Here is a 14,226-nt window from a genome sequence, read left to right as displayed (position 1 = left end):
CTATTCCGCTTCGGTCAGAGCGACAGGCCCTTGGAGCGGAGCCACTGCGCCGGGTCGATGCCGTCGCCGCCCGGGGTGTGGACCTCCATGTGGAGGTGGGCGCCGGTGACGTTGCCGGTGGCGCCGACGCGGCCGATGGTCTCGCCGGTGCCCACCGTCTGGCCCGCGGAGACCGTCATCGACGAGAGGTGGCAGTACCAGACCTCGGTGCCGTCCCCCAGCTCCAGGACGATCCGGTAGCCGTAGGAGCCGGACCAGCCGGCCGACTTGACTGTGGCGCCGTGGACCGCCTTGAGCGGGGTGCCCGTGGGCGCGGCGAAGTCGAGGCCGGTGTGGTAGCCGGAGGACCACATCGAGCCGGACTGCATGTAGGAGGCGGTGAGGGTGTACGAGGAGAGGGGCAGCGAGTAGCTCGCGGCGAGCTTCGCGAGGCGCTCGGCCTCGGCCTTCGCAGCGGCTTCCGCCTCCGCCTTCGCCTTCGCTTCCGCCTCGGCCTTCGCCTTGGCCTCGGCGGCCGCCTTGGCCGCCGCGTCGGCCTTGGCCGCGGCTTCCGCCGCCGCCTTCTCGGCCGCCGCCTCTTCCGCCGCCGCCTTGTCGGCGGCGTCGGCGGACGCCTGCTGCTGCTCGGCCTGCTGGAGGATGCGGGCGCGCAGGGCCTCGCCCGCGTCGCCGGCGCCGGTCGCGGTCTTCGCGGCCTGGTCGTCCTGGCCGGTCCGCTCGTCGGTGGTGGTGTACGTGGCGGCGGTGAGCGGGTTGGGGTTGGCGCGGGCCGCGCTGACCGGCTCGGGGTCCTCGTCGGGGAGGAGGTCGCCGACGCCGGGGAGGTCGTGGGCGTCCGGCAGGCCGAGGTCGGGAAGGTCGGGGAGCGAGATCGCGACCGGGGGCTTCTCCTGCGCGGTGGCGAGGCCGCCCGCGCCGACCGCGGCGATCACGCCGACGCCGAGGACGGTGGAGGAACGGGCGAAGTTGGAGCGCTGCTTGACGACCCGGTGCCGGCCGCCGGAGCGGCTCTCGGCGCGGAGGGAACCCTCGGTGGGGTTCCATTCGGTGTCCGGGGCGGCGGGACCCGCACCGCCACCGAAGGCATCGAAGGGGGCTTCGGGTGCGGGGGTGTTGGACGCCACGGAGGGGCGCTCCTTTCCTTCCTTCTCGCCTACCGGGTTAGCTGACGGGTTCGGAGCAGGAAGGTCTCCTACGGACACGGTCGCACAGGTGCGAAAGGCCCGATTCACCCCAAGTGGTGGTTCCCCGGTTCCCTTTCAGGATTCGGCGCGTGCGCACGGTGCCGCCTCTTGCGACGGCTGGGACGACCGCGCTGCGTTATCGAACGTTAATAGACAGGGGGTCCCGATTCCAAGCTGTTCCTCTTGATCGTTCATTGAATTGGGGGAGAATAGACCGAGTTGACCCCCCTTCAGAACGAGATCACCAAACCCTCTCGATCTGACGTTATGTCAATTGTTATCACAGGGACACCTCTCGACTACGCCTGGTGACCGGGCCCTCCCGGCGGCACCACCGGCATGGTCCGGCGCCGCTGCGGCTGCCCCGTCGCGGGCCGGCTCACCGCGAGCAGCGCCATGTCGTCCGTCGCCCCTCCGCCGGTGTGCAGCCGTACGTCGTCCACCAGCGCGTCGAGCAGTTCCTCCGGCCCCGGGAAGATCCGGCCGGCGAGCCGCTCCGCGGGGTCGTAGAAGACGCCCTCCGCGTTCCGCGCCTCCGACAGGCCGTCGGTGTAGAACAGCAGCGTCGCGCCCGGCGGGTAGGGCCGCGCCTCGGCCCGGTCCGGCCACACCGCCAGGTCCCCCATGCCGAGCGGCAGCGCCGCCTCCGACGGCTCCAGCAGGTCCAGCCGCCCGTCCGTGAACAGCATCAGCGGGGGCGGGTGGCCTCGGTTCACGACCCGGACGAACCCGTCGAACGTACCGCTGCCGTCGGCACGCGGGATCTCGGCGAGGACCGCGGTGGTGAACCCCTCGAAGGCGTCGAGTCCGTGGCGGCGGGTGCCCTCCCGGGCCAGCGCCCGTTCGAGGCGCTGCGCCACGCCCTCCAAGGTCCGCTCCTGCTCGGCCGCCTCCCGGAACGCCCCGATGACGACGGCGACGGCCTCGACCGCCTCCAGCCCCTTGCCGCGGACGTCCCCGACCACCAGCCGCACCCCGTGCGGGGTGTCCTGGACGGCGAACAGGTCGCCGCCGATGAACGCGTCCGCCTGCGCGGCCTCGTACCGCGCCGCGCACTGGACCCCGCCGATCCGCTCGGTCGGCATCGGCAGCACCGCCTTCTGCGCGGTCTCCGCGATGACCCGTGCCGAGGCGAGCCGTTCGCCGCTGCGCCGCACCACCCGGTTGATGAGGAGGGCCAGCGCCGAGACGGTGACGACGGTCAGGGTCTCGGTCAGCCCCGGGATGTCGCTCGCGGTGTCGTTGTAGAGGTGCAGCCCGACGGAGGCGAGGGCGGCGGCGAGTCCGGTCAGCAGCGTGGTGAGCATGGAGAAGAACGGCGCGGCGATCAGCGGGGCGGCGGAGAACAGCGGGGCCGCCGTGTACGCGGGCGGGGTCAGCACGTCGAAGACGACACCGCCCGCGATGACCAGCGGCGGCAGGGCCCGGATGAACCGCCGGGCACCGCCGTAGGCACGGCGGTCCGCGCCGCGCCGCCCGCCGCCCGCCGCTCCTAGGGGGTGCCCCACCTGTGCTCTCCTGCCCGGTCCGCCCGGCCGCGGTCCGCACCGCGCCATCCCAGGGTGGCCGCCGCCGCACCGGGCGGCGACTCCCGTGCGGCCGACTGGCGTAGCCCGGCCGGGCGGGCGACCCGGCGGACAAACGACCCGGGCAGCCGGGCGGACAGGCGGCCCGACGAACAAGCGGGGGCGACCCGGCGGCCGCTCGGGCCGCTTCCTCAGTCCCCGGCCGCCGCGGCGAGCCGCCCGCCCCGGGCCAGCAGGGCCATGGCCGCCGCGCACACCAGGCCCACGGCGCACAGGGCGAACCACGGCACCGCCGACCAGCCGGTCACGTCGAGCAGCGCGCCCGTCCCCAGGTTCCCGAGGGTGATCCCGACCCCGCACACGGTGTTGTAGAGCCCGTAGTGGGTGGCCACCCAGCGCCCCCGGGACAGGGCGACGACGGTGTCCATCTCGTACGGGTAGAGCACCGCGTTCGCGACGGCCAGCACGGCCGCGCACAGCAGGAGCCCGGCCGCGCCCCGGCCCAGCGTCGCCGGGGCCAGGAAGGCCACGCCCATCAGGCCGAGCCCGAGGACGAGACAGCGCTCCCGGCTCAGCCGGCGCCGGCACCAGGCCGTGATCCGCAGCTGGCCGGCGAGCGCGACCAGCGCCGAGACGACGAACAGCGCCGTCGTCAGCGCCGTTCCGTCCGCCGCGAGCGGCAGCGCCAGGTAGACCTGGAAGGACAGGACGTACGAGCCCGTCATGGCGAGCGAGAAGAACCAGAAGGTGCGGTGGGACAGGACCGTGCGGAACTGCCCCCGCGCCTCCGCTTCCCGGCCCGGCGCCCCGGCCCGTACGGGAAGGTGCCGCAGCTGGACGAACGTCAGGCCGGCGAACAGCAGCGCCGCCACCGTGCACGTCAGCCGGAACGACACCCCCGTCAGGGCCACCCCGACGAGCGGCCCGAGCAGGATGCCCGCCTGGTAGTACACGTTGAACAGCGCGAAGGCGTCCACCCGCCGCTCCTCACCGGCCTCCGCCGCGAGGCAGGCCCGTACGGCGGGGTTGAACAGCGCCCCCGCGAGCCCGGTCGCCAGCGAGGCGGCGATCAGCATCGGCAGCGACTGCGCGAACGCCAGCGCCCCGAAGCCGACCGTCCGCAGCGCGCAGCCGGCCACGATGAGCGGCTTGAAGCCCAGCCGGTCGGCGAGCGCCCCGCCGACGAGGAACATGCCCTGCTGGGACAGATTGCGGGCGCCCAGGACCAGACCGACCGCCCACGCCGCCATCCCGAGACCGTCCGCGAGGTGCGCGGCCAGGTACGGCATCAGCATGTAGAAGCCGAGGTTGATGGTCAGCTGGTTGACGAAGAGCAGCCGCACGGCGGGCGGGAAGGTACGGCTCTGCCGCCAGACGCCCCCCTTGGCGGGAGGCGCCGTGCTCGTGGCGGTCAACGGACCCGCTCCAGCGCCTTGCGGGTCCAGCCGTCCACGCGCGCACCGGGCTCGTACACGACCGGGTCCTCGCGCACCGGCCCGTCGAGGAGGCCGTGCGCCGCGCAGAACTCGTCGTTGAAGACGGTGTCGAAGTACCGCTGCGGCCCGTCGGGGAAGACCGCCGCGATCCGGGTGCCCCGGGGCCGGGTCCTGGCCAGCCAGCCGGCGACCAGCGCGACCGCCCCCACGCTCCAGCCGCCCGTCGCGAACTGGCGGGCGGCCAGCCGGCGGGCCGACCGCACCGCCTCCGCGGGCCCCACCCAGTGGACCTCGTCGAAGGCGCCGTGGTCGACGTTCGCCGGGTGGATGGAGGAGCCGAGGCCGCGCATCAGCCGCTCCCCGGCGGGCAGGCCGAAGACGGTGGAGCCGACGGAGTCCACGCCGACGAGTTCCAGGGCGGGGCTGCCGGTGGCGCGCAGGGCCCGGGAGATCCCGGCCGAGTGGCCGCCGGTGCCGACCGCGCAGACCAGCACGTCGATCCGGTCGAGCTGCCCGGAGAGTTCGGCGGCGAGCCCGGCGTAGGCGTCGGGGTTGTCGGGGTTCCCGTACTGGTCGGGCCACCAGGCCCCGTCCAGGCCCACCAGCAGCTCGGCGACCCGGTCCATCCGGGCCTGCTGCCAGCCGCCGAGCGGGCTCGGCTCGGTCACGACGTGGACCCGGGCGCCGTGGGCGACGAGCATCCGCTCGACCATCGGTTCGAGGCCGGGATCGGTGACGACGTGCACCGGATGCCCGTGGAGGACGCCGGCGAGCGCCAGGCCGAGACCAAGGGTCCCGGAGGTCGACTCGACGATGGGGGCGCCGGGCCGCAGCTCGCCGCGGCGGCGGGCCTGCTCGACCATGTAGAGGGCCGCGCGGTCCTTGATGCCGCCGAAGTTGAAGCCTTCGAGCTTGGCCCAGTAGCCGTCGTCCGTCCGGACGACGGGGGTGTTGCCGACGGTCTGCCCGCCGACGGGCAGCGGCAGGGTGTTGCCGAGGAGCAGGTCGCTCATGGGGGATACGTCCTTGAGGTGGTACGCCGAAGGGAGCCTGGTCACGCGAGGGCGGGACCCGGCTCAGTTCCGGTCCACTCCGAGGGCGATCAGCAGACGGCCCGGCTCGGGGCCGGGTCCCGCCCGGCCCCGGACGCAGCGCGCGCGGGGATCGGTGCGGAGGTCCGCCGTGTACGACAGGGGTACGGCTCCGCCGGCGTCCGGCGCTCCGGTCTGCGGGGCGGCTGCCTGCGCGGGGAGATGGGCGTCGAAGGACCATGCGTCCCCGGACCGCTCGCAGCCGTGCGGAAGCGCGGGGGCGGAGACGGTCGCCGTGCCGGTGGCCGGCAGCGCGTGCCCGTGGGAACCGTGGCAGACGCTCACGAGGAGGGCGAGGAGCGCGAGCAGGACGAGCACGGCGGGCGCCCGCCGGCTCACATCGCTCACACGCTCGTCACTCATGGTGCGCGTGACACTACGGTGGGGTGCGGTGCGCCCGCAAAGAGGCGGGCGCCGTTTCGGCCACCGTTTACTTCAGGCGGTACCGCCCGCGATCGGAGACGTCCCGCCGGGACACCCCCCGGACATCCCCTAGAGGTTCCGCTCGGCGTAGACCTTCATCGCGTCCCGGACGAGGACCGCGGTGCCCTCGCCGTGCTTGTCGTAGTTCGCGGTGAAGCGCGGGTCGTCGACGTACATCCGGCCGAGCCCGATCACGTAGTCCCGGCTCGGGGTCGTGGTCGCCGACAGCCAGGCGACCTGGCGCCGCGCGATGGCCTGCACCTCCTCGCTGTCGGCGGCCAGACCGTCCCGGGCCGCCTGCCCGAAGTCACGGGCGATGCCGGCCTGTTCGTCCATGAACGCCTTCCGCTGCCCGGCGTCGAGCGAGCGCCACCAGCGGTCGCCCTTCTCGTACGCCTCGCGGCCCCAGCGCTCGGTGACCTCCTGCTCGTACGTCGCGTGGTCGAAGCCGTCGAACACTTCCTCGGCCATGAGCTCTTCTCCCTTCTCGGTCTTGTGGAGAGTGGTCCGCACCGACGCGATCTGGCGTCCGATGCGCTCGCGCTCCTGCTCCAGGAGGACGAGATGCGTCCGCAGGGCGGCGGAGGTGTCCCGCTGGCCCGCGAGGACCTCGGCGATGGCGGGCAGCGAGAGCCCCAGCTCGCGCAGCAGCAGGATGCGCTGCAGCCGTACCAGCGCCTCCTGGTCGTAGTACCGGTAACCGTTCGCGCCGATCCGGCTCGGCTCCAGCAGTCCGCGCTCTCCGTAGTGCCGGAGCGTGCGGCTGGTGGTGCCGGCCTTCCTGGCGATCTCCTGGATCGACCACTCCATGCCGAGAACGCTAGAACTTGACGCTGCGGCAAGGTCAAGCGAGACCGCCGACCGGCGGAACCCCCGGAAACGACGAAGACCCGGATCCACAAGGATCCGGGCCTTCGTTGCTACTGAGTAGCGGGGACAGGATTTGAACCTGCGACCTCTGGGTTATGAGCCCAGCGAGCTACCGAGCTGCTCCACCCCGCGTCGGTAAACCTGACTCTACGCTACGACCGGGGCGATCACGAAATCGGTTTCCTCAGCACCCGCAGTCGTCGGAGTCGACCGGCGCCGTCAGCGGGTCCGCGGCCTTCTCCGCGGGGCCCTCCCAGGTCTCGTACGCGAAGCCCTCGCGCACCCAGTACTCGAAGCCGCCGAGCATCTCCTTGACCTGGAAGCCCAGCTCCGCGAGGGCCAGCGCGGCGCGCGTGGCCCCGTTGCAGCCGGGGCCCCAGCAGTACGTGACGACCGGCACGGACCGGTCGAGGAGCTGCTCGGCCTGCTCGGGGACGAGCGCCGTCGGCAGGTGGATCGCACCGGGGACGTGCCCCTGGTCCCAGGAGGCGGTCGAGCGCGAGTCGATCACCACGAAGCCCGGGTCGGTGCCGTCGGCGGCGGCGGTCGCGAGCGCGGAGGCCACGTCGGACACGTCGGCGTGGAAGGCGAGGCTCGCGGAGAAGTAGGCGGCAGCGGCGGCCGGAGAGGCCGGCGGGGTGCGGAGAACGGGGTTGGCCTGCGTCGTTGTCGTCGTCATGATGATCAATCTACGAACAACGACCACCGGGATGAAGTACGGATCCACGGCGGTCCGGGACTTCGGCCGGGGAATCACGGGCGTTGCCCACGAGACGGCGGGGATCTCACGTACCGGGACCACACGACCCACCCGGACCCCGCCCGCTCGTGTCACATGGACAGGGTTTCATCCGTCATGACGGCATGACGGGACGCGAAGGGGGAGATCGACAAGTGGACGCCGACAAGGAACTTCTGGCCCGGCGCTTCGAGGCCGACCGGAACCATCTGCGGGCGGTGGCCTACCGGATGCTGGGCTCGCTGAGCGAGGCCGAGGACGCCGTGCAGGAAGCCTGGTTCAAACTCAGCCGCGCCGACGTCAGCGAGGTGGAGAACCTCAGCGGCTGGCTGACCACCGTCGTCGGCCGCGTCTGTCTCGACATGCTGCGCTCGCGCGGCTCGCGCCGCGAGGACCCGCTGGAGTACTACCTCCCCGACCCGGTGGTCCGGGTCGCCGACACCACCGACCCGGAGCACGCCGCCGAACTCACCGAGTCCGTCGGCCTCGCCCTCCTGGTCGTCCTGGAGACGCTGTCGCCGGCCGAACGCCTCGCGTTCGTGCTCCACGACATGTTCGCCGTCTCCTTCGACGAGATCGCGCAGATCGTGGACCGCACCCCGGCCGCGACCCGCCAGCTCGCCAGCCGCGCCCGCCGCCGCGTGCAGGACGCCTCCCCCGCCCCCGGGCCCGACGCCCGGCGGCAGCGGGAGATCGCCGACGCCTTCCTCGCCGCCGCCAACGGCGGCGACTTCGAGGGACTGCTCGCGGTCCTCGACCCCGACGTGGTGCTGCGCGCGGACGGCGGCCGGATCCTCGCCGGCTCGTCCAAGCTGGTGCGGGGCGCCGAGGCCGTCATCTCGCAGGCCCTCATGTACGCCAAGTTCCGGCAGGCGGCGCTGCCCATCGTCGTCAACGGCGCGCCCGCGTTCCTCTCGGTCGTCGAGGGACGCCCGGCCGCGCTCATGTCCTTCACCATCGCCGGCGACCGCATCGTCGGCCTCCAGGTCCTGGCCGACCCCGAGCGGCTCGCCGGCCTCGGCTTCACCGAGGAGGAACTGGCCCGCGCCGCCTACTGAGTCCGGGGGCGGGCCGCCCGGGGCTCACTCCCCCGGGCGGCCGAGGGAGCTCACTCCCTCCGGGCGGCCGACCAGGACGCGTCGACCGCCAGGGCGACGACGGCGCTCGCCACGCCGAGGAACGCGCCCGCGGCGACATCGCCCGGGTAGTGCACCCCGGTGTGCACCCGGGAGTAGCCCACCGCCCCCGCCAGCACCCCGAGGGGCAGCGCCGCGACCGGCAGCACCGTCCCCACGGCGGTGGCGAAGGCGACCGCCGACGCGGTGTGCCCGGACGGGAACGACGCCGAGTCGGGCATACGGACATGACGGCCCACCACCACACGGGCCGCCTCCCGGTCGGGCCGCGGCCTGCGGACCAGCCGCTTGCCCAGCAGGTTGGCCGAGGCCGAGGCCACCGCGATCGCCCCCAGCCCGACCAGCGCCGCCCGGCGCGGCCGCCCCGGCACGCACGCGAGCACGGCCGCCGCCGTGAACGAGATCTTCGAGTGGTCGGCCGTCCGGGAGAGCCGGCGCAGCCCCGCGTCGAGCGTGGGCGTGGGCGTCGCCGCCACGGCCGCGTACACGGCACCGTCGACCGCGTTGAGGTCCCGGATGACGTCCCGGAGGGCACCGGTCCTGGTCGTCGAGGTCATGAGCTTTTCCTTCGGAAGGTACGGGGGGTCGAGGGGAAGTGGTCGGGGAACGCGAGCGCGGTGATCAGCCGCCAGTCCAGCGGCGGCGCCGGCGGGACCGACCCCGGCCGGTGACGCGGCACCAGGACCCGCAGGGCGCGCGGACGAAGGGTGCAGACCACCGGGGTCGTCATGACGAGCGCCTCGCCGTCGACGGCGACGGAGATGGAGACGGAAGGGGAACGGGAGTCGGCACCACCCGTGAACGAGCCGGGGTCCGTGAACGAGCCGGGGCCCGCGGACGAGCCGGCACCTGCGGGCGAGCCAGGACCTGTTGACGAGCCGGGACCTGTTGACGAGCCGGTCGCGGGCGAGCCGCCTCCCGCCGCGGGGCCGCCGCCCCAGGCGCCGCCGGCGAACGGGGATCCGGCATCGCGACCCGGGAACGACTTGCCGGTGACCTCGACACGGTCCGCCGTCAGGACGTTCAGACCGGCCGACTGGGTGCCCCGTACGACCAGATCGGCGGCCTGCGCGGCCCCGTCCACGCGGACGGCGATCACCCCCAGCTCACCGCCGTCGAGCCGCGGCCTGCGGGCGGCGGCGGCCCCGAAGGGATCGGGCGCCGCATACGGGTTGTTGCTGACGAGCAGCGCCTGCTGCGCGGGCAGCCGGACGCCGTCGGCGGTCGCGTCCAGACGCGCGCCCTGACCGCCCTGGAGCAGATCGGGCAGCACGTCGAGAGCGGTTCCCGCCTTCGCGTCGCGGTACTCGGGGCGCTGCACGACATCCGCGTACACCCCGAACGAGACGGTGTTGACGAAGGGCCGGCCCGAGACCGACCCCAGATCGACCCGGAACTCCTCGCCGTCGGACAGGGCGTCCAGACAGGTCGACGGGTCGTCACGGTCGAGCCCCAGGTCCAGGGCGAAGTGGTTGCGCGTCCCGGCCGAGATGACCAGGAACGGCAGATCGTGCTCGGCGGCCACCGCCGCCACCAGGGCCTGCGTGCCGTCGCCGCCGGCCACCCCGAGCAGGTCCGCGCCCCCGGCGACGGCCTCCCGGGCGAGCGCGGCCACATCGGTCTCGACGGACGGGTCGATCAGGATCACCCGGGCGCCCAGCCTCTCCGCCCGTTCCACGAGCCGGAACCGCCCGACCTTCCCGCCCCCGGACTTCGGGTTCATGATGAGCACGGGCCTGCGGGGTCTCGGCCGCCGCTCACCCCGCATCACCTCGGTGCCCGCCCCGTCGTCCTCGAGTCTCACCTCGGGAAGGCGCAACGCCGCCCGCGCGCACAGCATCGCCACCGCCCACAGCCCGACGGCCAGGAGCGCGGTGAACGCCAGCCCCCCGACGACGTACAGGGTGAGCACCCCCACGGGCGCGCCGACCGCGAGCAGCGCACCGGTCACCCGCAGCGGCCCCCGATGGGCGAGAAGCCACCAGATGCCCACCGCCGACACGGCCAGTCCGGCGAGCCCGCTGACCAGAATCAGCAGCCCACCCGCGCCCAGCCCCGTCAGCAGCAGCACCACCGCGGCCCCCGCCGTGGCCAGCGCACACCGGGCCAGCGTCCGAGCCGTCTCCATCGGATCCCCGGCCCCGTCCACCGTCTCCGTCACGGTCCCCACCTCCACGCTCCGCGCCCCGGCGCTCCACCCCACACTCACCCACGCTGCCCCACCCCGCGCCCCGGAATGATCCGTTCACGCAAAAAGCCCGGAACAAGGAAAGCGCCCCGCCCGGTCGAAAACCGGTCGGGGCGCTTTCGGCGGGGAAGAGGTCCTCCTCGCCTGACGTAGGCCGTGTGGGACTCGAACCCACAACCAATGGATTAAAAGTCCACTGCTCTGCCAATTGAGCTAACGGCCCGTGGACAAGCACACCTGTGCAGCATAGCCGGAGAGATCCCCGGAACCGATCGGGTATCCGACACCGGCCGCGCCGTGGTTGTCGTTGGGGGTCGCCGCGGGGGCCGGGCCGTGGTGGCCCGGGCCCCCGGGGCGAGCGGGGGTTCGATGGGTCAGAAGAGGGACTTGAAGGTGTTCCAGCCCGCGCCGGCGGGGGCGCGGGAGCCGTAGGAGCCCGAGCCGTTGCCGTAGTAGACGTAGAGCTTGCCGGCCGTGTCGCGGGCGGCGAGGTCGGGGCGGCCGTCGCCGGAGAGGTCGCCGATGCCGACCAGGGAGGTGAAGCCGCTCCAGCCGGAGCCGAGCTTGGCCCGGGCGGTCACGCCACCGGTGGGGGTGCCGTAGTACCGCCACATGACACCGGCGGCGTCCACGCCGAGCAGGTCGCCGCGCCCGTCGCGGTTGAGGTCGCCGGCTCCGATGAGCTTCTTGTACAGCTTCCAGTTGGTACCGAACCGCACGCGGTTCTTCACGTGGTGGTCGGCGGTGCCGGCGTAGAAGTACATGTCGCCGGTCGTCGTCTGGCGGGCGATCAGATCGGTGAAGCCGTCGCCGTTCACGTCGCCGGGGGACGTCAGGACGTCGTACTGTCCCCAGCCCGCGCCGATCAGGGTGTACGGCGAGGACGCCGAGACGACCTTGCCGCAGCCCGGGCGGTAGGCCCGCAGCTGGTCGCCGACCCGGGCGAGGACGTCGGCGCAGCCGTCGCCGTTCGTGTCGCCGAACGGCACCAGGACGGAGGTGGCGGGGAACTTCGCGCCGGTTCCGGCGATCCGCCCCGACATGCCGCCGAATCCGTCGCCGCGGTACATCGAGACGAGGCCGGCCGGGTCCATCGCGAGCAGGTCGCCCTGGCCGTCGTTGCCGGAGAGGTCGCGCCACGCGGGCGTGCCGCCGGAGAGCGTGACGCGGCCGGAGGCCACCAGGTCCCGGCCCTGCCCGTCGGCGGTGTTCGCCGTCAGGTCCCAGGTGTAGGGCCCGTTGGGCAGTGCCTTGCCCGCCGCCGTCCTGCCGTCCCACGAGACGTCGATCCGGCCGCGGGTCTCGCCGCCGCCGTAGGTGCGGACCGCTGCCCCGGAGTACAGGTCGCGGATCGTCAGCTGCCATATCGACGCGGGCTTGGAGAGCGTCCAGGACGCCTTCCAGCCGGACTTGGACAGCGCGGTCGCGGGGACGGTCGCCGAGGCGGCCTTGAGGTCGGAGGTGGGCACGCCCGTCCACACCACGTGGACGCGGTTCTCGGCGTCCTTGTACGCGACGGCCCCGCCGAACCGGTCGACGGTCCACGCCTGCCGGCGGGCGCCGTGCACCGGCGTGGCGTCGACGAGGACGCGCGGCGCCTTCGCCGTACCGCCGGAGAAGTCGGTGATCCGGAGGTAGGAGCCGGACTGGTCCACGTAGTAGCCGTCGCCGAGGAGTCCGCCGCCGCCGTACGAGCGGGGCAGCGCGATCCCGGCGCCGCTCCTCAGGTCGACGACGCCCTGCTTGGCGTACTGCCCGCAGGCCCAGTAGAGCCAGCGGCCGCCGGCCGTCTGGAGCTCCGTCAGGGGGCAGCCGGAGCCGGTCGCCACCTTGCCGAGGTCCTTGCCGGTCGCCAGGTCCTTGCGGGCGACCTCGCCGGCCGTCGCCGTACCGGTGAACAGCGTGTCGCCCCACAGGGCGGCCGCGGTCTGCGTCTGCCGCGCCACGACCGTCGCCGCGTCCGTGTTCACGACGACCGTCTCGCCGCCCGCGACGAGTTCGCCGGGGAAGGTGGGCGTGCCGCTCTGGAAGACCGCCCACCGGCCGAAGGCGTCCTCGATCCGGCCGTCCTTGTCGAGGGTGACCTTGGTCGTCCGGCCGGCGGCGTCACGGGTGACGACCGCCCGCGCGGTGTACGGGATCCGAGGGTAGGAGACCGTGCGGCCGTCGCCGGTGTCGAGGAGCGGCGAGGCCCTCCACTCGGCGTTCGCCTCGATGCCCTGCCACGCCGGCGCGGACTGCCCGGTGTGGACCGGGCCGACCGGAAGTGACCGGCCGTAGAAGCCGGGACCGTTCGGGCCGTCGTACTCCAGGGTGGTGAGCCGGCCGGCGCCGAGCGCGAGCGCGTCGACCTTGGCCGGGAGCGGCTCCAGGCGGCGCAGCTTCTCGACGGCGGGCACGCCGCCCTTACCGGGGACGATCTTGAACAGGGACCAGTCGGTGGCGGAGGAGCCGCCGACGACGGCGGCGCCGGAACCGTCGCCGATCTGGTTGATCTCGCCCTCGGCCCGGTCGAGGAGCGGCTGTGCCGCGCCCGTCGGGGAGAGCGCGAGGAGGCGGCGGTGGAGCGCCGCGTCCGTGCCCGTCACGTCGTCGGTGGCGAGGACCCATTCGCCGACGAGTCCGATCCGGCGGACCGAGAGCTCCTCGGGCAGCGGGTAGGTCGTCTCGGGCCCGTTCAGGGCGTCCAGCCGCTGGATGTGGACCGTGCGGGCGGTGTCGACCCAGGCGATCCGCTCCTTCGTCACCGCCACCGGTCCGACGAGCACGTCGATCGCCGGCGTGGCCGAGTCGATCACCGTCATCCGCCCGGTCCGCAGGTCGACGACGCCGAGGTGGGTGTAGGTGTATCCGGCGGAGGCCGAGAAGCGGATCACGGCCGTGTCGCCGTCGCCCGCCACGAGCCTCGCCGTGTGGAGGTCGGCTGCGCCCTCGGGCCAGCCGGTGACGGGGATCGTCGTCCCGTCGCCGACGCGCCGCAGGAAGTACCCGGTGGTGGTGGCGTACGACGAGCCCGGTTCGTACTGCTGGAAGAGCAGCGTCTCGCCGAGGATCCCCCGGAAGCTCGTGTCCGCCGGGATGTTCAGCGGCTGTTCCTCACCGGTCCGCACGTCGCGGAGGTAGTGGGTGCCGATGCCGTGCTGGAGGTAGACGTACCGGCCGCCGGTTCCCCGCTCGGCGAAGGCGTCGTTACCGCTGCCGTACCCCAGCGGCACGGTCGTCCCACTGGCGAAGTCGGTCCACTGCGGCTCTTCCCCGGAGTGCTCGTCGGAGTCCTCCGTGCGGTGCGCGTACCCCGTGGGCCCCACCGCGAGGACGGTCTCCTGCCGGGGCACGCCCCGCCAGTTCGGCGTGATGTCCAGCTGGTCGATCCCCACGACCGGCGAGGCCGTCGCGGACGGCGAGAGGCCGATTCCGGAGGCGAGCAGAGCGGTGGCGAGAACGGCGATACGCGCGCGGGGGTGCCGCGCGCGTGCGAAACGAGACAAAGAGAGGTCCCTCCCCAGGGCAACCTGACGTTCGGAAGTCGGGGAGAAGCCTGCGCCGGGCCCCCTGGCCGGCTCTTCTCACCCACGTCGACCGGCTGAGCGTATCCGGTCGAACGACGGTACGGGCGGTCGGCGCGGGCGGTCG

At 73.5% G+C, this 14,226-nt stretch carries 11 protein-coding genes, 2 tRNA genes and 1 riboswitch; of the genes, 1 reads left to right on the top strand and 12 read right to left on the bottom strand.

Features of this window, described 5'->3' with window-relative positions; all coding sequences use genetic code 11:
* Nucleotides 1–14: 14 nt before the first annotated feature.
* The 8 genes from ACFVZH_RS25445 to ACFVZH_RS25410 all read right to left on the bottom strand — a co-directional run bounded on the left by ACFVZH_RS25445 (nt 15) and on the right by ACFVZH_RS25410 (nt 7,209).
* Nucleotides 15–1,124, bottom strand: a complete 1,110-nt coding sequence (locus ACFVZH_RS25445) for a M23 family metallopeptidase (RefSeq protein WP_384900570.1) — start codon at nt 1,122–1,124, stop codon at nt 15–17.
* Nucleotides 1,125–1,135: 11 nt separating this feature from the next.
* A riboswitch (cyclic di-AMP (ydaO/yuaA leader) is annotated at nt 1,136–1,282 on the bottom strand.
* 201 nt (nt 1,283–1,483) lie between these two features.
* On the bottom strand, nt 1,484–2,740 hold the full coding sequence (locus ACFVZH_RS25440) for a PP2C family protein-serine/threonine phosphatase (RefSeq protein ID WP_384900568.1): 1,257 nt from the start codon (nt 2,738–2,740) through the stop codon (nt 1,484–1,486).
* 161 nt (nt 2,741–2,901) lie between these two features.
* The gene (locus tag ACFVZH_RS25435) at nt 2,902–4,125 is read right to left on the bottom strand and encodes an MFS transporter (RefSeq protein WP_384900566.1); all 1,224 of its coding nucleotides are present in this window, start codon (nt 4,123–4,125) and stop codon (nt 2,902–2,904) included.
* A complete protein-coding gene (locus ACFVZH_RS25430) occupies nt 4,122–5,159 on the bottom strand; it encodes a PLP-dependent cysteine synthase family protein (RefSeq protein WP_384900564.1) in 1,038 nt (345 codons plus the stop codon). Before ACFVZH_RS25430 ends, ACFVZH_RS25435 begins: the two co-directional genes overlap by 4 nt.
* A gap of 63 nt (nt 5,160–5,222) precedes the next feature.
* Nucleotides 5,223–5,600 (bottom strand): hypothetical protein, encoded by a 378-nt coding sequence (locus tag ACFVZH_RS25425; protein WP_384900562.1) that lies wholly within the window; start codon nt 5,598–5,600, stop codon nt 5,223–5,225.
* 129 nt (nt 5,601–5,729) lie between these two features.
* On the bottom strand, nt 5,730–6,470 hold the full coding sequence (locus ACFVZH_RS25420; RefSeq protein WP_384900561.1) for a MerR family transcriptional regulator: 741 nt from the start codon (nt 6,468–6,470) through the stop codon (nt 5,730–5,732).
* Between the two features lie 118 nt (nt 6,471–6,588).
* A tRNA-Met gene (locus tag ACFVZH_RS25415) sits at nt 6,589–6,662 on the bottom strand.
* 52 nt (nt 6,663–6,714) lie between these two features.
* Entirely contained in the window at nt 6,715–7,209 is a 495-nt protein-coding gene (locus tag ACFVZH_RS25410) for a rhodanese-like domain-containing protein (RefSeq protein WP_384900559.1), read from the bottom strand.
* Nucleotides 7,210–7,394: 185 nt separating this feature from the next.
* Between ACFVZH_RS25410 and sigJ the strand changes: the two genes are divergently transcribed.
* Complete coding sequence (sigJ, locus tag ACFVZH_RS25405; protein ID WP_384900557.1) at nt 7,395–8,327, top strand: RNA polymerase sigma factor SigJ; 933 nt, start codon at nt 7,395–7,397, stop codon at nt 8,325–8,327.
* Nucleotides 8,328–8,377: 50 nt separating this feature from the next.
* Here the strand turns inward: sigJ and ACFVZH_RS25400 are convergent, their stop codons facing one another.
* From ACFVZH_RS25400 to ACFVZH_RS25385, 4 genes are all read right to left on the bottom strand, one after another.
* Nucleotides 8,378–8,962: a phosphatase PAP2 family protein gene (locus tag ACFVZH_RS25400; RefSeq protein WP_384900556.1), complete on the bottom strand. Its 585-nt coding sequence runs from the start codon at nt 8,960–8,962 to the stop codon at nt 8,378–8,380.
* A complete protein-coding gene (locus tag ACFVZH_RS25395; protein ID WP_384900595.1) occupies nt 8,959–10,533 on the bottom strand; it encodes a diacylglycerol/lipid kinase family protein in 1,575 nt (524 codons plus the stop codon). Before ACFVZH_RS25395 ends, ACFVZH_RS25400 begins: the two co-directional genes overlap by 4 nt.
* Nucleotides 10,534–10,743: 210 nt before the next feature.
* Nucleotides 10,744–10,816: transfer RNA gene (locus ACFVZH_RS25390), tRNA-Lys, on the bottom strand.
* A gap of 151 nt (nt 10,817–10,967) precedes the next feature.
* Nucleotides 10,968–14,081 carry an FG-GAP-like repeat-containing protein gene (locus ACFVZH_RS25385; protein WP_384900555.1) on the bottom strand — a complete coding sequence of 1,038 codons (3,114 nt, stop codon included), beginning with the start codon at nt 14,079–14,081 and terminating at the stop codon, nt 10,968–10,970.
* Between the last annotated feature and the right edge of the window lie 145 nt (nt 14,082–14,226).

Source organism: Streptomyces sp. NPDC059534 (genome assembly GCF_042743475.1).
In the GTDB taxonomy this organism is placed as follows: Bacteria; Actinomycetota; Actinomycetes; order Streptomycetales; family Streptomycetaceae; genus Streptomyces.
The sequence above is the reverse complement of the archived record's forward strand: the minus strand, read 5'-3'. Positions and strand labels throughout refer to the sequence as shown.